General features: G+C 61.6%; 25 protein-coding genes. 8 read left to right on the top strand and 17 right to left on the bottom strand.

Going from position 1 to position 24245, the window contains the following annotated elements:
• Positions 1-623: 623 nt before the first annotated feature.
• Genes V473_RS24470 through V473_RS19855 form a run of 8 tightly spaced genes read right to left on the bottom strand, consistent with a single transcriptional unit; the run spans position 624 to position 5879 of the window.
• A complete protein-coding gene (locus tag V473_RS24470; protein WP_244884541.1) occupies positions 624-842 on the bottom strand; it encodes a hypothetical protein in 219 nt (72 codons plus the stop codon).
• Positions 839-1648, bottom strand: coding sequence for a TlpA disulfide reductase family protein (locus V473_RS19885; protein ID WP_066609054.1), 810 nt, complete (start codon positions 1646-1648; stop codon positions 839-841). Before V473_RS19885 ends, V473_RS24470 begins: the two co-directional genes overlap by 4 nt.
• Complete coding sequence (locus V473_RS19880; protein ID WP_066609053.1) at positions 1648-2430, bottom strand: sulfite exporter TauE/SafE family protein; 783 nt, start codon at positions 2428-2430, stop codon at positions 1648-1650. The genes V473_RS19885 and V473_RS19880 overlap by 1 nt, the downstream gene beginning before the upstream one ends.
• Positions 2427-3650: an NAD(P)/FAD-dependent oxidoreductase gene (locus V473_RS19875; protein WP_066609052.1), complete on the bottom strand. Its 1224-nt coding sequence runs from the start codon at positions 3648-3650 to the stop codon at positions 2427-2429. Before V473_RS19875 ends, V473_RS19880 begins: the two co-directional genes overlap by 4 nt.
• Complete coding sequence (locus tag V473_RS19870) at positions 3647-4081, bottom strand: protein tyrosine phosphatase family protein (protein WP_066609051.1); 435 nt, start codon at positions 4079-4081, stop codon at positions 3647-3649. The genes V473_RS19875 and V473_RS19870 overlap by 4 nt, the downstream gene beginning before the upstream one ends.
• A gap of 18 nt (positions 4082-4099) precedes the next feature.
• Complete coding sequence (locus V473_RS19865; protein ID WP_066609050.1) at positions 4100-4525, bottom strand: DUF6691 family protein; 426 nt, start codon at positions 4523-4525, stop codon at positions 4100-4102.
• Positions 4525-4941: a YeeE/YedE family protein gene (locus V473_RS19860; protein ID WP_244884539.1), complete on the bottom strand. Its 417-nt coding sequence runs from the start codon at positions 4939-4941 to the stop codon at positions 4525-4527. Before V473_RS19860 ends, V473_RS19865 begins: the two co-directional genes overlap by 1 nt.
• Before the next feature lie 20 nt (positions 4942-4961).
• Positions 4962-5879: an MBL fold metallo-hydrolase gene (locus V473_RS19855; protein WP_066609048.1), complete on the bottom strand. Its 918-nt coding sequence runs from the start codon at positions 5877-5879 to the stop codon at positions 4962-4964.
• 85 nt (positions 5880-5964) lie between these two features.
• Between V473_RS19855 and V473_RS19850 the strand changes: the two genes are divergently transcribed.
• The 3 genes from V473_RS19850 to V473_RS19840 are packed head-to-tail and all read left to right on the top strand — an operon-like array spanning position 5965 to position 7569.
• On the top strand, positions 5965-6588 hold the full coding sequence (locus V473_RS19850) for a peroxiredoxin (RefSeq protein ID WP_066609047.1): 624 nt from the start codon (positions 5965-5967) through the stop codon (positions 6586-6588).
• Positions 6585-6995, top strand: a complete 411-nt coding sequence (locus V473_RS19845; protein WP_066609046.1) for an ArsR/SmtB family transcription factor — start codon at positions 6585-6587, stop codon at positions 6993-6995. Before V473_RS19850 ends, V473_RS19845 begins: the two co-directional genes overlap by 4 nt.
• A 28-nt stretch (positions 6996-7023) precedes the next feature.
• Entirely contained in the window at positions 7024-7569 is a 546-nt protein-coding gene (locus tag V473_RS19840; protein WP_244884537.1) for a DsrE family protein, read from the top strand.
• Positions 7570-7761: 192 nt separating this feature from the next.
• Here the strand turns inward: V473_RS19840 and V473_RS19835 are convergent, their stop codons facing one another.
• The 4 genes from V473_RS19835 to V473_RS23710 all read right to left on the bottom strand — a co-directional run bounded on the left by V473_RS19835 (position 7762) and on the right by V473_RS23710 (position 11621).
• Complete coding sequence (locus V473_RS19835; protein WP_066609045.1) at positions 7762-8316, bottom strand: cytochrome b; 555 nt, start codon at positions 8314-8316, stop codon at positions 7762-7764.
• Positions 8317-8403: 87 nt separating this feature from the next.
• Positions 8404-9114, bottom strand: a complete 711-nt coding sequence (locus V473_RS19830) for a VIT1/CCC1 transporter family protein (protein ID WP_244884532.1) — start codon at positions 9112-9114, stop codon at positions 8404-8406.
• 247 nt (positions 9115-9361) lie between these two features.
• On the bottom strand, positions 9362-10291 hold the full coding sequence (locus tag V473_RS23155) for an MlaA family lipoprotein (RefSeq protein ID WP_201785559.1): 930 nt from the start codon (positions 10289-10291) through the stop codon (positions 9362-9364).
• A 166-nt stretch (positions 10292-10457) separates the two neighbouring features.
• Positions 10458-11621 carry an endonuclease/exonuclease/phosphatase family protein gene (locus V473_RS23710; protein WP_169793971.1) on the bottom strand — a complete coding sequence of 388 codons (1164 nt, stop codon included), beginning with the start codon at positions 11619-11621 and terminating at the stop codon, positions 10458-10460.
• Here V473_RS23710 and V473_RS23705 point away from each other — a divergent pair.
• Complete coding sequence (locus V473_RS23705) at positions 11620-12384, top strand: hypothetical protein (protein WP_148648467.1); 765 nt, start codon at positions 11620-11622, stop codon at positions 12382-12384. The genes V473_RS23710 and V473_RS23705 overlap by 2 nt on opposite strands.
• 99 nt (positions 12385-12483) lie before the next feature.
• Here the strand turns inward: V473_RS23705 and V473_RS19810 are convergent, their stop codons facing one another.
• The 5 genes from V473_RS19810 to V473_RS19795 form a co-directional block, all read right to left on the bottom strand.
• Positions 12484-15549, bottom strand: coding sequence for an efflux RND transporter permease subunit (locus V473_RS19810; RefSeq protein WP_066609041.1), 3066 nt, complete (start codon positions 15547-15549; stop codon positions 12484-12486).
• Positions 15546-16583 (bottom strand): efflux RND transporter periplasmic adaptor subunit, encoded by a 1038-nt coding sequence (locus V473_RS19805; protein ID WP_082679246.1) that lies wholly within the window; start codon positions 16581-16583, stop codon positions 15546-15548. Before V473_RS19805 ends, V473_RS19810 begins: the two co-directional genes overlap by 4 nt.
• Positions 16571-17806, bottom strand: coding sequence for a TolC family protein (locus tag V473_RS19800; RefSeq protein ID WP_244884530.1), 1236 nt, complete (start codon positions 17804-17806; stop codon positions 16571-16573). Before V473_RS19800 ends, V473_RS19805 begins: the two co-directional genes overlap by 13 nt.
• A gap of 375 nt (positions 17807-18181) precedes the next feature.
• Positions 18182-18442, bottom strand: a complete 261-nt coding sequence (locus tag V473_RS23700; RefSeq protein ID WP_148648466.1) for a hypothetical protein — start codon at positions 18440-18442, stop codon at positions 18182-18184.
• Positions 18443-18453: 11 nt separating this feature from the next.
• Positions 18454-19209, bottom strand: coding sequence for a hypothetical protein (locus tag V473_RS19795; protein WP_148648465.1), 756 nt, complete (start codon positions 19207-19209; stop codon positions 18454-18456).
• A gap of 361 nt (positions 19210-19570) precedes the next feature.
• Here V473_RS19795 and V473_RS19790 point away from each other — a divergent pair, with 361 nt between their 5' ends.
• The 4 genes from V473_RS19790 to V473_RS19775 are packed head-to-tail and all read left to right on the top strand — an operon-like array spanning position 19571 to position 24217.
• The gene (locus V473_RS19790) at positions 19571-20152 is read left to right on the top strand and encodes an RNA polymerase sigma factor (RefSeq protein WP_169793970.1); all 582 of its coding nucleotides are present in this window, start codon (positions 19571-19573) and stop codon (positions 20150-20152) included.
• Positions 20142-21098, top strand: coding sequence for a FecR family protein (locus V473_RS19785; protein ID WP_066609036.1), 957 nt, complete (start codon positions 20142-20144; stop codon positions 21096-21098). Before V473_RS19790 ends, V473_RS19785 begins: the two co-directional genes overlap by 11 nt.
• On the top strand, positions 21073-23451 hold the full coding sequence (locus V473_RS19780; protein ID WP_169793969.1) for a TonB-dependent receptor: 2379 nt from the start codon (positions 21073-21075) through the stop codon (positions 23449-23451). Before V473_RS19785 ends, V473_RS19780 begins: the two co-directional genes overlap by 26 nt.
• Positions 23438-24217: a DUF2334 domain-containing protein gene (locus V473_RS19775; RefSeq protein WP_066609034.1), complete on the top strand. Its 780-nt coding sequence runs from the start codon at positions 23438-23440 to the stop codon at positions 24215-24217. Before V473_RS19780 ends, V473_RS19775 begins: the two co-directional genes overlap by 14 nt.
• Positions 24218-24245 lie beyond the last annotated feature (28 nt).

The raw sequence follows: 24245 nt of genomic DNA, 5'->3' as shown, positions 1-24245 counted from the left end.
GGCTCGATTATCCCCATGCCGTCTGTGGTCGTATAATGCGTCAACAGCCAGGTAGCGCCAGCCATGCAGCTACATGCAGACCAAAAATGGTAGTGCGACGGACGGATGGACATCCTCGAACGCCGCGTTGATCCGGATGAAACGACAAACGAAACCAGGCCCAATGGCGGAAAGGGGAGCGCCTAGGCGGAAATTGCGAGGCCACAAGCAAGAAACGGCACGATGAGAGAACACACATTAATTCTGGCCGTCAGCGCTGCGATGGCGTCCACCGGGAGTTCGCCGATACTCCCGCCTCTTGATGCGTCATGGCCAGTAAAGTATCGATCCGCACAAAGGTCAGCCGTTCGCGCGTCGAAATGAGTGGTGGCGTAGACTTCCCAATGCCAACGGAAATTCGCGCTTGGCGAACTGACCAGAACTGGACCATTCGCCAGGCAGCAGCGGCCTTAACCTCGGCACTAGCGAGCTGTGCGGGCGAGGTAAGCAGCGCTTCGTGGAAGGCATGCCTGCCCTGCCATTGGCTAGCGATAGCCGCCCCTGCAGCCTCCCGAGAAGCTGGCCAAAGATCGGCCAGTCGCGGTACACGATCCTTACCTTCCGGTCGGAAGCGAGCAGAGCGTTCAACACGGGCTCATGCGACGGCAATAGGGGCAGTTGTAGTCGAATAACTCGACGACGGTGACATCGTAGCCGGCGTCGGCGCGCTTGGGCGCGACGGGATCGTCCACGACTGCCTTGCGCGACAGTTCGGACCGCTGTTGAGCAACCGCAGGCATCAGCGGCGACGCGATGGTGAACGCGGAGAGAAAGCCACGAGAGAGAAGGTTTCGGCGGTTCATCGGTGTTTCCTTGCCATGTCGATTCCATCGGCGAGCGCGGCGCGCGATAACTCGCCAAGCTGGAGCTGCACGATCGTACCGTCCGCAGCAACGAAGGCGGTTGCGGGATAACCGGCCACCTCCAGGGCCAAAGAGAGCCTACGTTCGCGATCGAGCGCGACGTTGCTGGCACCGATGCCTTCCCGCGTGAGGAACCCTGTGACGGTCGCTGATGCCTCGCCCTGATCGGCAAGCAGGATCGGCACTTTTCCGTTCCGGGACGCGGCGGTATCGAGCATCGGCAACTCGCGTCGACACGGGCCGCACCACGTCGCCCACAGATTGACCACGAAGGGGCGCCCCCGGAAGCGGTCGAGCGGGAGCGGTGCGCCGGATGTGGTTGTCAATGCGAGGTGATAGGGGAACGGGCCGTAGGTCACAGGTGGGATAAGCGCTTGGAGCGCAAACCAAAGACCGCCCGCTACTGTCAGCGCCGCCCAGCCTATTGCCAGAGCGCGCGTTCGACCCAGGCGGATAACCAGCGTTGCCGCCGCGCCAGCGAGGCCGGTGATGGCCGAGAAGCCCCCCTGCCATACGGCTAGGATGGAAAGCGGAGCATCGGCGTAGCTTGCCCAGTGCGTCGCGACATAGCCGATCCGGGCGGTCACCAAGCCCACGACGGTCGCACTGGTCGCGACCGCCGACACCCGCGGGAAGTGGAACCGTCCCGCCAACGCCGTCAATCCCAGGAACACGGCGACGCACAGCACCGCCAGTCCGCGATCGACCGCCAGCATGAGCGGACCGATGGCAATTGCACTCCCCATCAGACGAACGAGCCTGCACTCTTCCACAGCATATAGGCTGCGACCATGAAGATCAGCACAGCGAAGACCGTGGTGAGCGTGCTGCCTGTGCCCAGACGCTTGGCAATTCGCGTCCCGATCAACCCGCCGGCAACGCCACCACCGATAAAGGCGAACGCGAGCGGCCAATCCACGAGCCCGGAGAACGCATAGTTGGCCGCCGTCGTCAGCCCGAATGCTGTGACGGCGATCAACGACGTGCCGACAGCGTTCAGGATCGGCATGCCCGTCGATCCGATCAGCCCGGGAACGATCAGGAAACCGCCACCAATACCGAAGAAGCCCGAGAACAGCCCCGTTCCCAAGCCATAGCCCAGCACCTTCGGTGCCCTCTCGCGGTTGCACTCCGCTCCCGGATTACCCGCGTCTCCCCGCCCGCGCAGCATCAGCACGCCGACAACGACCATAACGAGCGCGAAGAGGAAGAGGAGCTTGCCGCCATCAACGGCCTTGCCCGCGGTGGATCCGAGCAAGGCCCCGACGACGCCGGCGGTCGCATACATGCCGCCGCACCGCCATTTGACGGTGTGCGCCTTGGCATGACCGATCAGACCGGTCGCTGCATTGGCCGCCACGGCGAACGCGCTTGTGCCGATGGCGAGGTGCGCGTTCGGAACGCGCACCAAGTATACCATAAGTGGCACGGCAAGGATCGAGCCACCCCCGCCAACGAGCCCGAGGGTGAAGCCCACCAGGCTGCCGGACAAGGCGCCCAGCAGATACTGGATCGGCTCAAGTGTCATGCCGCTTTGCCGATCTCGTATGGGGTGGCCATCCACTCGCGTCTCTTCGGCATGCCCTGCCAATAGATCGGGGGCAGCATCCGCTCCTTCAGGAACCAGGCGGCGCGGGTCGGGCGTGTTCCGTCCAACAGCCATGACGGGAAGCTCGGCAGCAGTTTTCCGCCATAGCCGAACTCGGCGAGAACGACCTTGCCGCGCTCCACGGTAAGGGGGCACGAGCCATAGCCATCATAGTCCGCCACGGGGGGCTTGCCGTCGAGCGCCGCCAGCGCGTTGACCGCGACGACGGGCGCCTGCTTGCGTGCTGCCGCTGCCGTCCTGGCATTGCTGGTGCCAGCGGCGTCGCCGAGAGCGAACACGTTGTCGTACCGCTTGTGGCGCAGCGTGGCCTCGTCGAAGCCGTTTGCGGCCGCGAGGGCGCTTTGCGCCACGACGTTGTGCGATACCTGAGGCGGCACGACGTGGAGCATATCGAACTCACGCTCGATCCGCTCAGAGACCACACCCTGTTTACGCTCGAAGGTGGCGATACGCCGATCGCCATCAACAGCGACCAGATTGGACTCGAACTTGAGATCGATCCCGTACTTCTCGACATACTCCATCAGCGCCGGAACGTAGGTGGCAACCCCGAACAGGGCGCCGCCGGCATTATGGAACTCGACGTCGATCGCCGGGAGCACGCCATCGTCCCGCCAGATGTCGCAGGAGAGATACATCGCCTTCTGCGGCGCACCCGCGCACTTGATCGGCATGGGCGGTTGCGAGAACAGCGCCCGCCCCCGCCGCAAGCTTTTGACGAGCTCGTAGGTGTAGGGTGCCAGATCATAGCGGTAGTTGGAGGTGACGCCGTTGCGGCCGAGAGCCTGAGGCAGCCCTTCAATCTTCTCCCATGCCAGGCGCAGGCCGGGCGCGACGATCAGGACATGGTAGGTCAGTGTGTCGCCGTTCCCCAATGTGATCGCGTTACGGTCGGGTTCGATGGTGATCGCGGGTAACCGTATCCACTCGACACCCTCCGGCATCACGTCGGCTTCGGCCTTACGAGTCTGTTCGAGGGTAAAGACGCCAGCTCCGACCATCGTCCAACCGGGTTGGTAGAAGTGGTCGGTCGCCGGGTCGGCAATCGCGATCGTCACCTTGGCGTTGCGCTTGAGAACGCTGGCGGCGGTGGCAATGCCGGCGGCTCCGCCCCCGATGATGACGATGTCATAGGTCATTTGCCTGCCCCTTCAGACCGGCGCTTCAAAGCGGGCTTTAGATCGGCAAGGTCGTATCCCGCCGTTTTTGCCTGGCCGATAATGGTCGCTGGATCAGCGTGATCGGCTTCTGCCAACGCCCACAAGGTGGCTGCCCGCATACCGCTTCGGCAGAAACCGAGCGTCGGCTGCGGGAGCGCATCGAGCGCCTCCTTCATCCGGTCCGCATCGGCGTCCGTCGCCTTGCCCGGTGCAATTGGGACATGGGCGAACGCCAGGCCGTGCTCGCCCGCCATTCGCGCCATCTCGTCCGCAGTCGCTTGGCCCGGCTCCTCACCGTCCGGTCGACTTGAGATGATCGAGCGATACCCCGCCTTTGCGGCAGCGGCGAAGTCGTCCTTGCTCAGCTGCGGAGCGGCAGAAAAGGACGGTGTGATCTGCTTGAAGGCCATGTGACGTCTCCTGTCTGTTCAAGCCGAACGGCTCGGCGAAAGCGCAAAGCGGTGGATGGCCGCGCCAAGAGCCATCGTGGCGATGAAGAACAGCGCCGGCAGCGGTTGGATCGCCAGCGCAGCAATGGCGGGGCCTGGACACAGCCCGACGAGGCCCCAACCGATCCCGAACAATGCGGCGCCTCCGATCAGGCGGCGATCGATCGGGGATATGGCGGGCGTATGGAACTGCTCGGCCGCAATCGGCGCGGAGCGGTGCCGCACGACGAACCACGCGACGGTCATCGGCAGGATCGCGCCGGCCATCACGAACGCCAGCGTCGGGTCCCACGCTCCGGCCACGTCGAGGAAAGTGCGCACCCGCGCTGGATCGATCATGCCCGATACGGCGAGGCCTGCGCCGAACAGCGTTCCGCTGGCCAGCGAAATAAGGTTCTGGCGCATCACAGGGTCATCCCGGTCAGCCGCATGACTGTAACCGTGGCGATACCCGTCGCCATGAACGTGACCGTCGCGGCGATGGACCGCGGCGACAGGCGTGACAGGCCACAGACCCCATGACCGCTGGTGCATCCGGCCCCGAGCCGCGTCCCAATCCCGACGATCAGGCCGGCGACCGCGATCAGCCCGAGCGATGTTGGAAAGCGAGCCGCCACATTTTGACTTGCCGCAACCAAGGCGGTCCCCAAGGGCAATCCGACCGTGAAAAGCAGCGCCATCGTCCATGGCGGACCGCCTTCGGACAGACTTAGCACACGCGCGAACATGCCGCTGACCCCGGCGATGCGGCCGTTGCCCAACAGCATGATCGCCGCGGCGATTCCGATCATCAGCCCGCCGATGAAGCCTTCGAGTGGCATGGCTTGCGGAAGGCCGGGCATTACAAGGCATCCAGCGGGATTTTGAGGTAGCGGGTGCCGTTGGCTTCCGGCTCCGGCAAATGACCACCGCGCATGTTCACCTGGATCGAAGGCAGGATCAGCTTGGGCATCGACAAGGTGGCGTCGCGACTGGTCCGCATCGACACGAAGTCGTCCTCGTCCACCCCTTCGTGGACATGGACGTTGCCAACCCGCTGCGCGCCGACGGTCGTCTCCCAGACATACTGGTCGCGGCCCACCGCCTTGTAGTCGTGGCAGAGGAACAGGCGCGTTTCGTCTGGAAGCTGCATGAGCCGGCGGATCGAGCGGTAGAGCTGTCGCGCGTCACCGCCGGGAAAGTCAGCCCGAGCGGTGCCATAATCAGGCATGAAGAGGGTGTCGCCGGTGAAGACCGCATCGCCGATCACATAGGCTATGTCCGCCGGCGTATGGCCAGGCACGTGCAGCGCCATGGCTTCGATATTGCCGATGGTGAAGCGGTCGCCATCTTCGAACAGTCGGTCGAACTCGGAGCCGTCCGGCTCAAACTCGGTGCCAGCGTTGAATATTTTTTCGAAGACGTTCTGCACACGGACGATCTCGCGGCCGATTGCGAGCTGGCCGCCTAGGGCCTGCTGGAGATAAGGCGCCGCGGATAGGTGATCGGCATGGGCGTGCGTTTCGAGCAGCCAGTCGATGGTCAGCCCTTCGCCTCGCACATAGGCGATCACGGCATCCGCGGACGCCGTCCTGGTGCGACCGGCCGCGGCGTCGAAATCGAGGACGCTGTCCACGATCGCAGCCTTCCTCGTGGCCGGGTCCCAAACGACATAGGTCGCGGTGTTGGTTGGTTCATCGAAGAAGGAATGGACCACCGGCGATCCAGCCGTCTTGGCTCGCCCGATCTGTGCGGTGGCTTCGGTCAAAACCGGGTCCATGAACTATCTCCATATGTCGATTTCAGTATTTATGTAGTCGTGTAATGTCCTTGCGTCAACCGGGCGGCTGTGCCATCTGGGAAGCATGGAAACGATGGATGGGAACATGCCGCGCTCGCTGCGCATCGGGGATGCGGCCCCGAGCTTTACGGCCCGCACCACGCAGGGCGAGATCAGCCTCGATCAATATCGTGGTCGCTGGGTCGTGTTCTTCTCGCACCCCGCCGACTTCACGCCGGTCTGCACGAGCGAGTTCGTCGCCTTGGCCAAGGCGGCACCCCGCTTCGAGGAGCTGGATTGCGTGCTGCTCGGGCTGTCGGTCGACAGCCTCTACTCGCACGTCGCATGGCTGCGCGCGATCAACGACGTCTTCGGGGTCGAGGTGCCGTTCCCGGTTATCGAGGATCCCTCTATGGCGGTGGGTTATGCCTACGGGATGCTCGACGAGCAGGCTCGCGACGCTTCGAACGTGCGCGCGACCTACTTCATCGATCCCGAAGGTATTATCCGCGCGCTCAGCTGGTATCCGATGAACGTCGGACGATCGGTCGACGAGATGCTTCGTACGGTCAGGGCATTGCAGCGTTCGGCCGATGGCGAAGCCTATACGCCCGCTGACTGGCAGCCGGGCGACGACGTGCTCCTGCCTCCTGCCTTGCCGGGCAGCGCGGGCGCCGACTGGTTTCACCAGACGCAGGCCGACCGGTGACGGCGATCCACCAGTCCCGCGCGCTCGCTGACGTCGCGGTCGAGAAGCTGCGCGTGTTCGCTCAGCCGCAGCGTCTCATGATCCTGTCCTATCTGCTGGGTGGCGAACGGCAGGTGGCGGACATCGAGGATGCCACTGGCGTGACTCAACCAGCGCTCAGCCAGCAGCTTGCCGAACTGCGGCGGGCCGATCTGGTGAAGACAAGACGCGAGGCCAAGCAGGTACACTACCGTCTTGCCGACGATGCAGCGGCACTGTGCGTGCGAACCTTGGAAGCGATGTTCGGCGCCGATGATTTCGCCTTGGCACAGGTCGAGCCAGTCCGCCGCCCGGTTCGACCCCGTGGCGCAATAGCTGCCGCTCGGTCGCAAAATATCGGCGCGGCCGTATTTGCGAGGATCGGCTGAGGATGCCGGTTGTGAAAGGAAAGCACAGATGCGCATCCCGGTTATTGCGGTCGCTGGATTAATGGCTGTCATGAGCGGCGTTGGGGCCGCGGCAGCCGCTCCGAGGCAATCTGTAATCTCGGACTTTGGAGCGATCACGCCCGTGAGCGGCGCCGCTGAGCGTCCGGACCGCTCACTGCGATATCGAGTGTTGTTCAGTGTGACGAAGGCTGCCGGGACGCCGGACAAGATCAACCCATCGCTGGAGAAGGTGGCGCGATTTCTGAATCTGCTTGATGCGGACGGAGTGAAGCCGGTCCCTGGTGACGTGGTTGTGATCGTTCACGGTCCGGCGACACCGATTGTGATCGAGGATGCCGCCTACGCGAAGAAAACCGGCAACGTTAGCAATCCGAACCGGCCTCTGATCGCTGCGCTGACGCGAGCGGGAGTTTCGGTTCGGGTGTGCAGCCAGGCACTGGTCGGAAACAAGATAGACCCCGCTGTGGTCGAGAAGGGGGTCGAGGTCGACGTATCCGCGCTGACGACGATGGCTGCGTTGCAGTTGCGCGGTTGGGCACTGATCCCCGACTGATGGTTGCCATTTCCGCTCTACCCTCCCAATCGAAAGGGGTGAGCCCGGATGCGACCGGGCATCTTTCCACATACCCCCGATCGGTTTGACACTGCTTGACCCTCCGAGGCTTATGTTGCGCTCGTTTTGAGGAAGGCTCTCACGTAATCCCGAAAACAAGAACGACGCCGTTCAGCGGTTTCCGGTCGACGCTCAACGCCTGAGTTCGCCACCCCCATCAGCCTTGGGCAGCATGCGGTGCAGCAGGCCGTCACGCCAGATATATTGATGAACCAAAGCTGCGGCGGCATGAAATAAGGCAAGGCCGAGCAGGATATTCGCCGCGAGGCCATGCCAGTTAGTTATCGGCTTGCGCCAAGCTCGGTCGCCAATCTGCGGGAGGTGCGCCAAGTCGAACAGGTTGTACCCCCGCACAAAGGCGTTGACGATACCGAGTGTCACAACGACGAGTAGCAGAGCGTAAAGTAGGTAGTGGGTTGTCCTAGCGAATATATGAAGGGTTCCTGTGTCGGCAGGCGGAAGGCCGCGTCCGTTCGTGCTGCGCCAAATAACCCGCCAGCTGACCACGGCGGCAAGCAAAAATCCCAGCGCTACATGAACGGACCAGTAGATCGTATTAGCGGAACCTTCAGGAAGCCAATCAGCGGTCTGGCCAATAATCCACAGCAATACGACCAAACCAGCGGTGATCCAATGCAAGGTGATCGTGATCGCATCGTATCTTAGATCGGGATAGTCTTTGCTCACCTTACTCTCCTTGCAAACCCATCATTAGCAATTGTTCGGCCCGATATTCCGGAAGGTCAACATTGCTCCCGCCTCAGGCAGAAGCGCCTACAGCGTTGCTCCGGCGAGACGACCGACAAACGCCGTAATGGCCATTGCCAGCGCGCCCCAGAACACGACGCGCACAGCCGCTTTCAACGGGGGCGCACCCCCTGCTCGCGCGCCTACGATCCCAAGCACGACGAGCACCAAAAGTGATGCCCCGGTCACTCCAACCGCGATATATCGGGCGGGCATGACGATCGCCGCGATTACCGGCAATATGGCTCCGGTCGCGAATGACCCGGCCGATGCGAACGCGGCCTGAACAGGGCGGGCGGCGGCCACATCTGAAAATCCGAGCTCATCGCGAGCGTGAGCTCCGAGCGCGTCAACCTCCATCAATCGGACGGCGACCTGAGAGGCGAGCTCACGATCCAATCCGCGGCCCTCGTAAATAGCTGTTAGTTCGCGCGTCTCTGCGGCAGCGTCACGTGAAAGCTCATCCGCTTCTTTTGTCAGATCCGCCTTTTCAGCGTCCGCATGAGAGGAAACCGAGACATACTCGCCCGCAGCCATCGACATCGCTCCCGCGACCATCCCTGCTAACCCCGTGAGCAGGATCTGAGGCGGCGACGCGGATGCCGAAGCCACGCCAATGATAAGACTCGCGGTTGATAGCACGCCGTCGTTCGCGCCGAGCACGGCTGCGCGCAGCCACCCGATCCGATCACCGACGTGGCGTTCGCGGTGCTTGCTCAGCCTTTGTGGCATCAACATCCTCCTTGCGTGCCGAGGTGAATAGCCGGAACATAATCAGCAAGTGCCGTCCCGCCTCCTACGTCCAAAGATCGAGCATGCGGGCCGCCATCCTCTCCCGCCATTGCCTGCTCGTCGGCAACGCGCGGGCGACGACGCCTGCGACCGCCGCCCGAAGCAACATATGGGAGGGATGACCCCAGCGATTGTCGCCAGCGAGCTCGAATTGGCTCTAGGGCCCTCATACTTCTCGATTCCACTTTCATCATCACGGAGCGGCAAGGTGAGATTTACGGAAGTAGCGTCGCAGCAGAGCATCAGCAATTGTAAACGACAAGAGGTGAGTTGCTTGTCTGCCGCGAAGGTCGTCGATTTCAGCCTCGCGTCTGCGAAGGTAGAAAGTGCGCGAGGCTTCATAGGGATTAGCGCTTCCATCCCGAATTTTCTGGAGTTGTTCATCAAACTCCGCGCGGCGATCCAGCGCGCCTACGAAACTCGTAGGGAGCGTGAATGTGGCCTGGTTAAATGGCTTGCCGAAAGCGAGTGGCAGGACGAGCCTGTCCAATCCGTCGCCGACAAGGTCCCGCAAGGTGGTGGGTCCGATCAAAGGCAAGAACAGGAATGGCCCCGGTTTAATACCGTAGTAGCCCATGCTGTCGGCAAAGCCATTTGCTCGTCGGGGAAGGGCAAAGGGGTGCCGTTTCGCGATATCGACCAAACCTGCGCCACCGATCGTTGTGTTGATGGCAAAACGCCCGAACGTTTCTGCGCTCTTTCCGGGTTTGAGCTGCACGAGGAAGTTAAGGAAAACAACTGGCTCTCGGAGGTTATAGAGAAAGTTGCGGAGGCCAATGCGTATCGGTTTGGGGACCCTGTGCTGATAAGAGAGTGCTATCGGGCCGACGAACGCCTTGTCGACGGATTGCGTGACCTCAAAGGACTTAACGTTAGCGTTTTCGAGTGGATCGCTAATGGCGATACGCGGCCGCGCTGTAACGACGATATCATTCTGATCGACCTCTTGGCGCGTCGCCGTTGCGGCCGGCGCCGCTTTTACGACTGCTGCCTCCTGGACGGGGGTCTCGTCGGCGCGCAGGAGAGCAACGGCGAGATTATCTATCGGTCGGGGCAGTTGTCCATCATGCGGGACAGGAGCAGAAACCAGATTTAGTGCAATGATGGAGGCGGGAACGTTCATATGTCTGTCCTCACGGTTTTTCGGTCGCATGCGTGGCCATCCCGCCGGGGACGTCGGTCTATTCCCGCCAGCGAAAAGGTTCGGCGTGTCGAAGTCGGTGCGAGCCCGATGCAGCGGCCAGTATAAATTCCAAAAACAGCTTTAATCGAAGGCCAGGGATGGCTCATCAGGAATGGTTAAGCTGGTAATCGACAGAAAATCCCATATGGTCCGAAAGCATCTCGGCACCGCCGGCCCGTCCAAACGGAACAGCGGCATGGGTGGCCTTCAAGCCGACATGTTCGCCATCGCTCATGAACTGCCAGTCACGACCGCGTTTCAGGATCCACCTGGCATCGGCCGATTGGGCGATCCTGTCCGCCGGATTGGATAAGCAGCTGCTCAGGCCATCGCGCACTATGGCGCGACCCCGGTCGTTGCTCATGCCGCGGACCGAACCAAGGAGGAGGCTGCGTCGCGATGGGCGCGGTCCCATATTGAAGTCACCGGCCATGATGAGGGGGGAGGCCGGGTCGTGATTGGTCGCGACAAAACGGCTCAGAAACTCAACCTGGCGCTGATAGGCATAGAGCGATCGATCATCCGATACACCGGACGCATGGCGGGAATTGAGGTGTGTGGTCAGGATCTCGACGGGCACGCGAACGCCAGGTACGGTAACAGCAATTAGTAGGATTCCCTTGTTGGCAAGGCAGTCATAGCCGGCACAAGCAAAGTTTGGGAATGCAGCGCGCCTCATACGCACTATCGGATAGTCCGAGAGAATCTGAAGGCCACTGTCGACGAACTTGCCTTGGGTTTCCCCCTTGATCCAACTTCCGGCCGCTGCGAAGCGTCGATCATCAACAGAGACCGGCCCATCTTCGTGCATCTCGGCGGAAGGGCCTGTGGCGATATGGGTATAGCCGGCAGCCTGTCCGATCGCCTTTGCTTCGTCTGTAAATGCTTCTTGCAGCGCAACGATGTGCGGTTGACGTCCACGCAAACGAAGCTGACCTAGTCGTTGTCCGATTGCATCGAGAGCACCATCGCGGCCCCATGCGACGGGCCAGGGAAGGCCTTTCACATTGTAGGTCATGACCGAAAGCGTGTCTGCGGCCCCCGCGCTATTTTGCTTAAGATCGAACGGCTGAGAGCGCAGCGAGGGAGAAATGCCAAGAAGGCTTAGGGCAACCAGCATCCAGCAGTTTCTCGTTCGCACTTGCAGCTCCCTCGCTCGGATCTTCAAAGCAATGACGCCGTAGGACTCCCAAAGTCGCAGCGGGTTGGGAGCAGTTTCCGCAGGATGCGATATTGCCGGATTGGCAACGTCCCAGAGGGGCCGGGACATGATGATGTCCCAATGTCACGGGAATTTCATCATGGACGAGAACTCAGGTCGTCAATGTCACTGGAAGCGGTGCGGGATGGCATTGGCCCTCTTCGCGATCCCGCAAATTGCGCAAGCCGACACGGCCCCAACAGTCTATGATCTACCCGGCATTAACCTCGTAACTGTCGTGAGACGGCCTGATCTGCATCGCAGTGACTGGAGCCGTACATTTGATCTTGGTGATCAGCGCTTCTCGATCATCGGCGCGCGTGCGAAATCGGCTAGAGCTGCCGATCGCTTCGCGCTCATGCCGGACAACAAAATCAAGTCATGGTCGCTGTCTGGCCGCTATGATCATGATATCGGGGCGCTCGGCACGATCGGCCTTGTCGGCACGGTACTGGTTGAAAAGCGACGTCCATGGGGCCTCATGTCCGGCGGACATGCGCTGGGTTCGCGAACCCTTTTCGCCGGATTGGAATGGACCGGTGAGGGTCGCGAACATATTGCGTTAGGCGCGTTCAAGGCCGGCAATAGCGGGACACGGCGAGGCTTCGATCGGTTGGCGGAATTGGCCGCGGGCGCTCCGCTCAACGCTTCGGGTCTGCGGTTTGGGGGCAACGTCCTGATCCGGGGTTCAAATGGCACGGGAGATCGCGAAACGGCGCTGGGCTTCGATGCGCGCCTTCAACGTATAGCCTTGGCGGACGCCACGATGATCGGTGGCCGCGCCAGTGGGACGGACAGTCGCTTGGCGTTAACGCTGCGTCATCGTTTCTAGCGATTCCAACGGCCATCGACCGGTTGCTTCGTATGGCCCACCTGGCGCGATCCGAAGTTGACCGCCGCTAGACCCGCCGTTTCATGCGTCTCCGACCGCTCAGGAGGGAGCATTAATCTCGCTCTGTGGTCTGCCGATACGTATCCTGCCCAGTAGCAAAATCAGTCCAGGCAACAGTGTCAGCACCAGCGGTGCGCCGATGGCGAGGCCGGCGATAATTGCGGTCGCCAATGGTCGCTGCAACCCGGAGCCGCGTCCCAGCCCTAAAGCAAGCGGCAGGAGCGTAAGGATTGCGATCAGCGCCGACATCAGGATTGGGCGCAATCGAGCACGCCCCGCCTCGATAAGAGCCTCACCGGTAATCGGAGCGTCCGGGACAAGCTCGGCGAGGTAGAAAATCGCAAGCTCTGTCAGCATGCCTACCACCATGGTCACGCCCATGAGCGCGGAAATGTCCAGTTCCGTGCCGGTAATCCACAGGCCGAACAACACGGCACAGATTGAGAGAAGCACCGTCCCCACAACTGCCACCGTAAAGGGCCAGTTTTCGTATAGAAGAGTGAGCAACAACGCGGACAGGAGCAACGCGGCAACGAAGACCGTCGTCAGATCGGTAAATGATTGTTTTTGCTGGGCGTAGAGGCCGCCATAGTCGACGCGGATTGTTGTCGGTAGCTTCAGTTGTCCGACCTTGGCCTGCACGGCCTTCATACCAGATCCAAGGTCAAGACCTTCCAGCCGAGCGGTCACGGCGATGAAGGGTGCCAGATCCTCTCGAGTGATCTGGCGCTGACCCGCAGCGATCATGACCTGTGCCACCTGCCGCAGCGCCACGGTCCGGCCATCGGGTGCCCGCAGGAGCAAGGCACCCAGCACATCGGCACGCTGACGCAGGGCGAGAGGCGCGCGGACGCGAACATCGATCACTGTTTCGCCGGAGAGCAGGCGCGTAGCAACGGTGCCGGCAATCTGGGCTTCGATCTGTTTGGCGACCATGTCGGGATCGAGACCAGCCAGCGCGGCGGCAGGACGATCGACCTTGACGATGATAGCGTCACCCGCGACGCGCAGACCATCCTGCACCTCTACGATGCCATGGATAGTACCGATACCTTGCGCCACCTTGCGAGCGGCAGCGGCGAGCGCCGCCGGGTCGTCGCCGAACAACTTCACCTCGATGGGTTGCGGGACGGCGGTGAGATCACCGATCAGGTCTTCCATCAGTTGCAGGAGTTCGACCTGCAGGCCCGGGACCTGCGCCTCAATCTTCAACCGGATTTCGGTCATGACCGCTTCGATCGGGCGTCGGCTACCATCTTTGAGACGGACGAAAAAATCGCCTTCATCGGCTTCGGTTAAACCTCCGCCCAGTTGGAAGCCGGTGCGGCGGGAGTAGCTTACGACCTCCGGGGTATCGCGGATTATCGTTTCAACCTGGCGCAGGAGTTGATCAGTGTCGCTGAGTGCCGCGCCGGATTTGGCCTTATAGTCGAGGATGAAACCGCCTTCATCCATCTTGGGCATGAAGCCAGATTGAACATGGGTCCATGAAAAGGCCCCAATCACCAGCAGAATCGCCGCGCCCAGGCCAACGAAGAGACCCGGCCGAATTAAGGCGCGATGGGCTGCACGATCATAGCTATCGCCGATCCGGCCCATGAACCCGTCAGCCTTCTCTGCCGCCTCGACGTCGCGCATCGTGAGCCAATGTGAGGCGACTAGGGGCAAGGCATAGCGGGCATAGAGCAAGGACACGACCAAGGCGGCGGTCATCGTCACTGCCAGCGCCTTGAAGAAACCACCCGTGACGCCGGTGATGAACGCAAGCGGCAGAAAGACAACGATCGTCGCGGCCGTTGATCCGAATAGTGGCCGTGCCATTTCCGCCGCAGCGTCCAGCAACGATGGTTTGGTACTGGCAGGCGCCTCCTGCATCCGGCGCATGAGATGTTCGAGCATGACGACAGCGTCGTCGACGATCAGGCCGACAGCCGCCGCCATCCCCCCGAGCGTCATCATGTTGAAGCTCATGCCCAGGACGAGAAGCGCGAGACATGTCGCGGCAAGCACGGCGGGCAGTAGAGCCGCCGTGATCACCATCAACCGCCAACTGCGTAGGAAAAGGAAGAGAACCAGACCGGCCAGGAAAGCACCAAGCAAAATTGCGTCGCGTACGGCACTGGCTGCGCCTGCGACCAGCTCCGACTGATCATAAAATGGGCTGACGGTCACATCGGCAGGCAACCCGGCGCTTTTCAGACGCTCGTCGATCGCTTTGACGAGTGCAACCGCGTCTGCTGCCGGGGTCTGGCGGATATTCACCAGCACAGCGTTGGTGCCGTTGGAGGTCACACGCGTCCAGGCCGGGGCAGGAGCACGACGGATCGTGGCGACCTGTCCGAGTGTAACGATTCCAGCTCCCGGATCAGTTGCAGCCTTGATTGGGACCGCCGCTATGTCAGCCTCGTTCGCGATGCGATTTTCGACGAGGGCAAGATAGAGCCTATGGCGGTCTTCGACCCTTCCCACGGCGGCGACGCTGTTCGCAGCGTTAAGGGCGGTCGCGACGTCGTTGATGGTCAGCCCCAGCGCCTGCATCCGCGCCGGGTTGACGTCGACGGCGATCTCCGGTGTTCCACCGCCAACGACATCGACGCCGGCAACGCCTGGAACCGTTGAAAGCAGGGGGCGTAATCGCAACTGAGCCAGTTGCTGGAGAGCAACGCCATCTCGGCGGTCCGATGTAAGCGAAAGACCGAGCACCGGAAAGATTGTTGGATCCGAGCGCCTCACATTGAATCGGGTGCCCGCGGGCAGATCGGGCAAGATGGTGGCCAGCGCTCCTTGAGTGGCGAGCGTTGCCGCCACCATGTCCTGACCCCAGTCGAAACTTAGCGAAATTTCGGCCGAGCCGCGGCTAGTGGTCGAGCGGATCCGCGTGACGCCAGGCACGCTTCGTAACGCAATTTCCCCCGGCCGTGTGATGTCGGCCGCCATCTGGGCAGCGTCGCGTTCGCCCGCATCAATCGCCACGACAACCCGTGGATAATTGATCTGCGGAAACAATGTGACCGGGAGCCGCGTCCCCGCGACAAGCCCTGCCAGCGTGACGAGAAAGACGCTGAGCCAGATAGACCGGCGATGCCGCTCGAGCAGGGGCCTCATCGCTTGCCTCGTTCGCGAACCTTCATACCATCCTCAAGTGCCGTGCCACCTTCGATGACCACGCGATTGCCCGCAGCCAGTCCATGAAGCACGGTTACCTGGTCGCCGGTGGTGTTACCCGGCACGATGTCGACTCGGTGGGCGATGTCCTTGTCGACGACAAACACATAAGGTTTTCCACCGTCGTCCAGTAATGCGCCATAGGGGAGTGTGATTCCTGTGGTCACGGCTCCCACCGAGATGCCCGCTTGGAGAGGCTGGCCAACCGCTATGCCTGAACCGGGCGGTACGGTCGCAAATACCGACCCAAGCCGCGTTGTAGCATCAGGTTGGGCGTCGATGCCGGCCACGACAGTCTCTTGGGCCTTTGGTGATCCGACTGCCTGGATTCGGATCCGCTGGCCAATACGAATGGTTTGTAGGGCGACCGCATCGACACCGAAGCGAGCGCGCGCATTGCCCAGGCCGGCAATGCTCGCGACCATCGTCCCGGCGGCTAACTGATCGCCCGCTTTGGCATTGAGATTTTGCACTGTTCCGGCGATTGGCGCGCGTAAGATCAGGCCAGCAGCCCGCTTGCTTAGACTGGCGCGCAAGGCGCTTGCGGACGTGGCTGCCGCTCGCGCGGTTTCGACATCGGCGTCGCTTGCCAACCCGTCGATGCGTAGTCGCGAAAACCGGGCCAGTGCTGCGTTGGCGGCCGAGGCATCGCTGGCGGCACGGGCGAGATCCAGGCGGCTAGCGGAACTCGCCTGAAGATAAGCGATGATCTGCCCACTTTGGACTTTCGTGCCCGTAGGGGCTGCGATGCGCGTGATGATGGCCTCGCTCGGGGTAACGAGATTCTGAATACCGCCTGGCCCCGCCTCGGCAACACCGTAAACAGTAAGTACTTCACTTGAGGTGCCCGCGTTAGCGACTACCGTGCGAACGCGCGCAATCGGATCAGGCGCCGCGCCGGTATCCGGTGCGCTGCCGCAGGCCGAAAGCAGTATCAATGACGCGAAGGCAGGGGCTTTTATCATCGATTCCATACTTCGCTGGGTCCACCTGATAGCAGTTCGAGGGAGATCAATGTCTCAGCAGCCTGTTGATCGAGCGCAGCCAAGGCGATCTGGCGGTCTCGCAGCGTTTGAGTTGCCGTCTGGATCGTGGCCTTAGAGAGATCGCCGCGCATCCCGGCGCGTGTGGTAGCATCTGCAAGACGTTCGAGGGCAGGCATGGCGGCACGCAGGGCGGTCCGTTGACGCTGGATGGTGGCTAGGGAGGCAGAAGCGGCAGCGATATCCGCCCGTGTCTGAAATAGGCGGGCGTCATATTCAGCGTGGAATTGCGCGCGTGTCGCCTGGGTGATGGCGATGCCGCCACGGTTGCGATTCCACAGCGGTAAGGAGAGTCCGATTTGAGGCCCAACAGTCACGTTACCGGCGGTATCGCGCGCGCTGGCCACGGTTAGCGACAGGTTCGGGAACTGATCGAGGATAGCCTTGCGTGTGTTTGCCTCGCTTGCATCATATCCTGCGCGCAGTGCTTGCAGATCGAGCCTGCGTGCGACCGCCTGGGCAAAGAGTATGTCTGTGGAAGGCGGTGCTGAAGGGGCTGCTGCTGGCGCCAGCCGCAAAAGGAATGAAGGCGGTAGGCCAAGTAAGCGGTTGAGTTCCAATCGAGCAGCGGTCAGGTCGCGATCGATCGTTCGCAATCGATCGCTTGCGTCCAGTGCGGCCAAGCGGCGTGCGTCAGTATCTGATGCCGAAATGTCGCCTCGTGTCGCTGCGCGAAGCGATCGCTGCAGAAGGTCGTCGGCCGATGCGGCGCTGGTCCTGACGAGGCCAAGTTGGCGCTCCAGCCCGACGATGCGAGCGCCCTGAAGCCGCGCGGCCGCGGAAGTCTGCCATTCTGCCCATGCCAGGTCGAGCCTAACTTGCAGTCGCGTCGCACGCGCTGACTCCGCTGTGACGTTGCGGGTGCGCAGTGCCGAGAGATCAAAGCCGATCTGCCCGGCAAGACCGTTGAGCATGTCTGGCCCCGATAAAAGCTTGTCAAACCCCAACTGCGCGGTCGGATCAGGGAGAAGCCGAGCGGCGAAGGCTTGCGCGTCACTGACCCCCGCCTTGAGGCGCAGAGCCTTCAAATCGGGGTTCTGGAGAACGCTGATTACCGCCAGCGCGTTGGGCGTTAACGGCCGGGAAAGATCGATTGCCTGTGCTGTGAGGAAGGGCCGGTCGAGAAGTGAGGCATCGCGGGAAAGAGCGGACAAATCGGATTTCTCTAATGCCATTTCGGGTGGTGAAAGCGGAGACGGGCGATAGGTGGCACAGCCTGCCAGAAGACATAGCGACACTGTCATCACGCAACAGCGGGCCGGTCCCATGGGCCAGTTGCGCGATCCAGAGACCGGCCTCGGACCAGTGGTCGAATATAAAATCCTCCGATCGGCGAGCCAGCGCTTCAAAACGGTCGATCCTTTACGTCGGCAAGAAACAAGAACAGGGAAGATCAACAGGCAACCTCGGTCACGCCGATCTCGAGTTAGACATCGCACAAGCGGAGCAATTGTGCGAGTTCATGTCGATCATTGGCATAGCCAGCAATCGACTGCTGCCTTTTCTCACTCCAGTAAAATCAAAAAACATCACTGGCCCACGAGAGCGACCTGCCAGTCGATTGTACCGGTGTTTTTTGAGTACGATGACCTCTTCGTCAGCCCAGTTTCGTCCCAAGGGATTGACGGCTTGGGAGACTTGCCGGTTATCGGCGAGGCGTGATTTAGCCAGGCGATGGCGACGCTGCGGGCCAGCGTATGCCGCGCCACTTTGAAACTGAGGCTTTCCGATCCCCATGCCGGGGTTTGAAGAAACATCGCCGCCAGGAAATGGATCGTGAGTCGATCCAAGCCTTTGAAGCTCAGCGCTTTGCACTACCCGCATGTTGGAAAGCCGTTTCGAGTTCATCGACCATATCAAGTTCGGCTTTTGCGCTTGCCCGTGCATGCGACAGATTGCGGGCTGATACTGCGGTCTCCATGTTGGCAAGAACCGTCTCGAAACGCGGTGCGAGGGACGCAACCGCAGGTTGCGACCGCACAGTGGACCAGCGATCACGCGCGAACACCATGGCGCGGGCCATATCCTCCCAGCGCACGGGCGCGGCTTGCGCGTCAGCGTCATAGCGAAACCCGGCATAGTCGAGCAAACTGACATCGACGGGGATGGCGGGACTCCCGGGGGCAGCGCTCACCAGCGTGCGGAAGCCTTCAATCGAGGCAAGAGCCACATCGGCAGATTTATCTGCCGCGTCGGCCCGGCGTATGGACATCAGATGGTCGGCGAGTTTGATCGAAACAGCATGTGGGACAATGCCTGCGACGCCCTTCGCGGCGCTCTCCGCGGCGTCGATGGCTTTCGAACGCGCGGCGGGCGTCGCGCTGAAGGCTGTCTCGGTCAGGCTTTCAAACGGTTCGGCTGCGGCAAGCAATTGAGCGGTGATCGCAGGATAATTGGATACGGCGGGTGTCGCCTGGTTCAAGTCGCTGTCCGACGAAGCGTTCGTTGTTTCCAATGGAGATTCCGGCGCTTTCGGAGGCGCGGCGCTGTTGCTCCCGCAGGCCGAGAGGGCGGTGACTGCAACGATTAGCGGGAGATAGTTTCGGGCGCGGGGCATGATATCTCCTAAAGGTCGGGCGAGACCAATTCAACGTGGGCCAGCGCGGTGCCAACCCGCCTTGGTCCCACCTCTGACGTCACGCCTTGCCCCAAGTCTCACTTTCCGCCCCAGAAATGTAGGGGCAGCCGATCTTAGCGGTGGCGGTACCTCAGGTGGACACGGCTGATCGACTGAGACCAGCGGTAGCCGACGCCTCGATCTTGTGCCAAAAGGCGCCGGGGTCGATTCAAGTCGCATCCCCGTTCGCGCCTCGATCGTAACGACACTGTCATCCGGTCGTGCCTCAAGGTGGCGGCGGAACCGGGAGACTCGCTTGCGCAAAAGCATAGCGTGACGTCAGATGGAGCAATGCAGGCGGATGTCGGTGGGCGGACTGAGAGGGCTATTTCTCGATCTAAGGCCAGCGTTAACGCGCTATCTGCTCGTGCGCGGACTGTCGCAGGACGATGCCGACGACCTTATCCAGGACATGTATCTTAAGATCGAGAGCTATCAGGGCGGCCCGGTTGGTGAACCACGAGCCTATCTGTATCGCATGACACATAATCTGCTGCTGGATCGACGCCGGTCTGCCGCGCGCCGCATCCGGCGCGAGGAGGAGTGGGCTGCCGGTGGAACTGGCGTAGTTTCCGAGGTCGACCTGCGTCCCTCGGCGGAAGAAGCGTTGATTGCCCGCGAAAGATTAAGCGTGATCACGGCTGCCCTGAAGGTTTTACCGGAGCGGACCCGCGACATTTTCCGGCGCTTCCGGATCGACGGACAAACCCAAAAGGCAATCGCCGGCGATCTGGGCGTGAGCAAGAGCGCGGTGGAGAAGCACCTCTATCGAGCCTATCATGTTGTCGCGGTGGCGAAGGCAGGCCTGGACGCTGAGTCCGGGGATGCGACATCGGAGGAAGGAGAGCGTCACAGGGACATGAGCAGTGACCATGACCGCTGATAGGATCGAGACTTTGCGCGAGGAGGCGATCTGCTGGCACGTCCGTATTGCGGACGGTTCGGCAGACGATTGGGAGGCGTTCGTCGTTTGGTTGGGGGCCGATTCGGCCCACGCGGAGGCCTATGATGCGATTGAAGCAGTAGATGCTGAAGCCGGGCCGGCGATCCTTGAGGCGCAACCGCCAATGCCGCGAGCCGCCAATGACGATAGCCCCAGCCTATCGCGGCGGTGGTGGTGGGGCGGCGGCGTGGCAGCCTCGGTTGCGCTCGCAGCAATCTTCGGCCCTGGCTTGGTCCAGCGTGGTGATCCCTATCAGGTAGCAACGCTCGCGGGCCAGACGCGGACTGTCGCGCTGCCATCGGGTGATCGCATTGCCCTCAACGGGAACAGCAGCATCACGCTCGATCATCAAAATCCCCGTTTTGCCAAGCTCGAGCGAGGGGAGGCCATTTTCACGATTAGACATGACCCTAAATCGCCTTTCGTCGTTCATGTTGGCGACGAGCGCATCCAGGACGTCGGCACGGTCTTCAACGTCATTCGAGACGAAGTTGGCGTGCGTGTAGCCGTCGCCGAAGGGTCGGTGCTTTATAACCCGGAAAGTGAAGCTGTGACCCTGGCAGCCGGAGAATCGCTGCGCGACCCAGGCGGCAATAGCGCAATCATCCGGACCGGCGTCGATCCCACCGCGGTCGGCTCCTGGCGTGAGGGGCGCTTGAGTTATACCGCCACCCCACTGTCGTTGGTCGCCGCCGATCTTGCGCGTGCGATAGGGGAGAAGGTGAAGCTGGATCCTGTCCTAGAAAACCAGCGCTTTACGGGCACGATCACTCTCGACACCGACCGGGCCCGCCTCTTTGCCGATCTGGCGGTTCTGTTGAATGTGCGCGCTGAGCACAGTGCCTCCGGCTGGAAGCTGGTTGCACGCAATCGTGCGGGGCGCTGATGTTCTGATCGCGCTCGCCGGTATTGCGCTTGCAATGCCGACGGTTGCAGCGGCCCAGACGAGATCATTCTCGATTCCTGCGGGTTCTCTTAGCGAGGCGATTGCGCGATTCGGCGAACAGTCCGGCCTCACGATCGGCTTGGCAGACGCACGCCTGGGGTCGCGCCGGACTGCGGGCATTCACGGTCGCTTCTCGGCACGCGCTGCGCTTGGGCTGCTGCTCACCGGGACGGGGGCCACCTTCGAATTCATCAATCCGCGCACCGTTCGGATCATTGATGCTCCGCCACCGCGCGCCAGGCGGACCGCTAGCCCGCGCCGGATCGCACCGCCGGAACCGAGACCGGTCGATACAGGCGAAATCGTGGTCACGGCGAGCAAACAGGGCATTCCGCTCGATCGCTATGCTGGGTCGGTCGATGTTGTCGATCTCGACCCTGACCGGAACGCCCGATCTGCTTCGCGGGGAACGTCGGCTATCGTAGCGCGCCTGCCCATGCTCGCTTCAACCAGCCTGGGGCCGGGCCGGGACAAATTGTTCATTCGGGGGGTGGCGGACAGCAGCTTTAATGGACCAACCCAAGCGACCGTCGGTCAGTATCTCGGCGATGTGCGGCTGACCTATAATGCGCCCGACCCCGATCTAAATCTTTATGACATGGAACGTGTCGAAGTGCTCGCTGGGCCTCAAGGAACCCTTTACGGCACCGGAGCCTTGGGTGGCATCATCCGGCTTGTTCCCAATATGCCCGACCCGTCGAGAGGGGCGGGCTCTGCGTCAGTCGGCCTAGGGACTACGCGGAAGGGAGGCACCAGTAGCGATACCGCAGCAATGCTCAACATCCCAATCGTCGATGACAGGCTGGCGATCCGTGCAGTTGGCTATCGGGTAATTGATGCCGGCTATATTGACGACCCGTTGCGGGGCCGGTCCAACATCAACCGGTCTATCAGCTATGGCGGGCGGCTCGACATACGCTATGCGCCTGGCAACGACTGGACCTTCGATGTGGGCGGCGTCGTTCAAAATATCGCCAGTCGTGATGGACAATATACGCTGCGCGGCCAACCCGACCTCACGCGCAATACGCTGCTTGCTCAGCCATTCGACAATGATTATCGTTTGGCGAAATTCCGGATTGCCAAGCGCTGGAATGATATGGAGCTCGTGTCCTCGACCGCCATTGTGCGGCACGACGTCGAGACGCGCTATGATGCAACGACCGCCTTTACAGGGGCGCCGGCGCGCTTGTTCGATGAAACGATAGGTATCTCGCTCATTTCCCACGAAACGCGGGTGTCCGGCCGGCGTCGGGGCACAGATGACTGGGTCGCTGGTGTCAGTGTTGTCCACGACATCGAGCAGCAGCGCCGCCGTTTAGGCGATCCCTTGGCTCCCGTAACGATCACCGGGGTGCGCAACGAGGTAACCGAGGCTGCTTTGTTCGGACAATATACGATCCCCATCACACCGCGCTTGGGCGCGACCTTAGGGGGCAGAGTTACCTATTCCACCGCTGTGGGTCAGGCGCTCGATACTGTGCTGCCCGAAAATATGGAGCCCAAGCGCACAGCCGTGCGCACCTCGCCTTCGTTGGCGCTATCGTGGCGCCCGGCCAATCGGTTGCTGGTGTTCGTGCACTATCAGGAAGCCGCACGGGCGGGCGGTCTGGCGGTCGGCCCGACAACCAGCCCCCAAAGCGTCCAGCGCTTCGAAAGCGACACGCTTAATATGATCGAAGGGGGATTCCGGTTCGGCCGCCCCGGTCGTGATCGGTTCGCTGCCAGTGCGACGCTCTCTTATTCGCGCTGGTCGGACATCCAGGCTGATCTCGTTGATGAAACAGGTCTGCCTTTTACCGTCAATATCGGCAATGGACGGATCATCGGCCTCGACACGAATATCGCGTGGATGCCGATTGAGGCCCTGCAGTTCGAGTTGTCCGCGTTTTTCAATCGATCCAACCTGAAGGATCCTGCCCCGGCCTACGTGGCTGCGGACGAACGCGACCTGCCCAATGTTGCAGAGTCCGGTGGCCGAGCAGCGATTACCTATCGTGTCACTCTGACGGCGTCCGCGTCTCTCGTGCTAGACGGAAGCCTCCGCTACGTCGGAACATCCCAACTAGGGATTGGTCCCCCAATCGATGTAAGTCAGGGTAAATATCTTGAAAGCAGCGTTGGTGGCAGGCTGGAGATTGGACGGATCGGGCTCTCGCTCGATGTGAGCAATCTGGGAGATGTGCGGGGGAACCGCTTTGCGTTCGGCAATCCCTTCGGTTTGGTCGCGCGGAACCAGATCACCCCATTACGGCCCCGTAGTATCCGGATTGGTCTTGATGCCAAATTCTAAACGCCTCCTGCTCGCCTCAATCCATGATGTCGGGCCCAGGTTCGAGGATGAGGTCGATAGGTTGGCGGATCGTCTCGCGCGGCTCCTGGGAGGTCCCCGCTTTGCGATGCTGGTGGTCCCGGATCATTGGAACGAAGCGCCGCTTAGCCAAGCCCCGGCCTATCAACGCAAGCTGCGTGCCTGGTCAGATGCTGGCGTCGAAATATTTCTGCATGGCTGGCGCCATCGCGACGACGGCGTTCGCGCTCATGGCGTTGCCCGTTTTCGTGCCAGGCATATGACGGCGGGCGAGGGCGAATTCCTTGGGCTTGAGCGCGAAGAAGCCCTGCGGCGCATGCGGGCTGGGCGAACCATCGTTGAGAATGCCATCGGGCGACCTGTTGCAGGGTTCATCGCGCCAGCCTGGCTCTATGGCGAGGGTACCCGCGCAGCGCTTTTAGAAGAAGATTTCGCGCTTGCTGAAGACCATATGCGCGTCTGGCGGCCAGCTGACGGGCGCATCCTCGCACGCGGACCGGTTATAACATGGGCGAGCCGCAGTAAGTCCCGCATCGCGAGTTCTCTTGCCTTTGCAAGGCTCGCAAGCGCGACATTTGGCGCATTGCCGACGGTGCGGATCGCGGTCCATCCTGGCGACACCGGTGTGCCGAGCCTGCTGAAGAGCATCGATAAGACCGTCATCCGCGTTGCCCGGGATCGGATGGTCGGACGCTATGGAGATCTGCTGGATTCAGTGCCGGCCGATGCGATTTCGCGTCGGACGTGACGTCAAAGGGGCATCCCTGACCGAGACC

The organism is Sphingobium cupriresistens LL01 (assembly GCF_001046645.1).
GTDB lineage: Bacteria > Pseudomonadota > Alphaproteobacteria > Sphingomonadales > Sphingomonadaceae > Sphingobium > Sphingobium cupriresistens.
This window is presented reverse-complemented; position numbering and strand designations above follow the sequence as displayed.

Bases quoted from the DNA above. Each gene is read 5' to 3' on its own strand.
- V473_RS19840 (WP_244884537.1), top strand. From the start codon at position 7,024: ATGCGCATCCCGGTTATTGCGGTCGCTGGATTAATGGCTGTCATGAGC.
- V473_RS19810 (WP_066609041.1), bottom strand. From the start codon at position 15,549: ATGAGGCCCCTGCTCGAGCGGCATCGCCGGTCTATCTGGCTCAGCGTC.
- V473_RS19830 (WP_244884532.1), bottom strand. From the start codon at position 9,114: ATGTTGATGCCACAAAGGCTGAGCAAGCACCGCGAACGCCACGTCGGT.
- V473_RS23705 (WP_148648467.1), top strand. From the start codon at position 11,620: ATGATGATGTCCCAATGTCACGGGAATTTCATCATGGACGAGAACTCA.
- V473_RS23155 (WP_201785559.1), bottom strand. From the start codon at position 10,291: ATGAACGTTCCCGCCTCCATCATTGCACTAAATCTGGTTTCTGCTCCT.
- V473_RS19875 (WP_066609052.1), bottom strand. From the start codon at position 3,650: ATGACCTATGACATCGTCATCATCGGGGGCGGAGCCGCCGGCATTGCC.
- V473_RS19870 (WP_066609051.1), bottom strand. From the start codon at position 4,081: ATGGCCTTCAAGCAGATCACACCGTCCTTTTCTGCCGCTCCGCAGCTG.
- V473_RS19785 (WP_066609036.1), top strand. From the start codon at position 20,142: ATGACCGCTGATAGGATCGAGACTTTGCGCGAGGAGGCGATCTGCTGG.
- V473_RS19865 (WP_066609050.1), bottom strand. From the start codon at position 4,525: ATGCGCCAGAACCTTATTTCGCTGGCCAGCGGAACGCTGTTCGGCGCA.
- V473_RS19860 (WP_244884539.1), bottom strand. From the start codon at position 4,941: ATGCCACTCGAAGGCTTCATCGGCGGGCTGATGATCGGAATCGCCGCG.
- V473_RS19790 (WP_169793970.1), top strand. From the start codon at position 19,571: ATGTCGGTGGGCGGACTGAGAGGGCTATTTCTCGATCTAAGGCCAGCG.
- V473_RS23710 (WP_169793971.1), bottom strand. From the start codon at position 11,621: ATGTCCCGGCCCCTCTGGGACGTTGCCAATCCGGCAATATCGCATCCT.
- V473_RS24470 (WP_244884541.1), bottom strand. From the start codon at position 842: ATGAACCGCCGAAACCTTCTCTCTCGTGGCTTTCTCTCCGCGTTCACC.
- V473_RS19885 (WP_066609054.1), bottom strand. From the start codon at position 1,648: ATGGGGAGTGCAATTGCCATCGGTCCGCTCATGCTGGCGGTCGATCGC.
- V473_RS19850 (WP_066609047.1), top strand. From the start codon at position 5,965: ATGGAAACGATGGATGGGAACATGCCGCGCTCGCTGCGCATCGGGGAT.
- V473_RS19795 (WP_148648465.1), bottom strand. From the start codon at position 19,209: ATGCCCCGCGCCCGAAACTATCTCCCGCTAATCGTTGCAGTCACCGCC.
- V473_RS19855 (WP_066609048.1), bottom strand. From the start codon at position 5,879: ATGGACCCGGTTTTGACCGAAGCCACCGCACAGATCGGGCGAGCCAAG.
- V473_RS19805 (WP_082679246.1), bottom strand. From the start codon at position 16,583: ATGGAATCGATGATAAAAGCCCCTGCCTTCGCGTCATTGATACTGCTT.
- V473_RS19880 (WP_066609053.1), bottom strand. From the start codon at position 2,430: ATGACACTTGAGCCGATCCAGTATCTGCTGGGCGCCTTGTCCGGCAGC.
- V473_RS19775 (WP_066609034.1), top strand. From the start codon at position 23,438: ATGCCAAATTCTAAACGCCTCCTGCTCGCCTCAATCCATGATGTCGGG.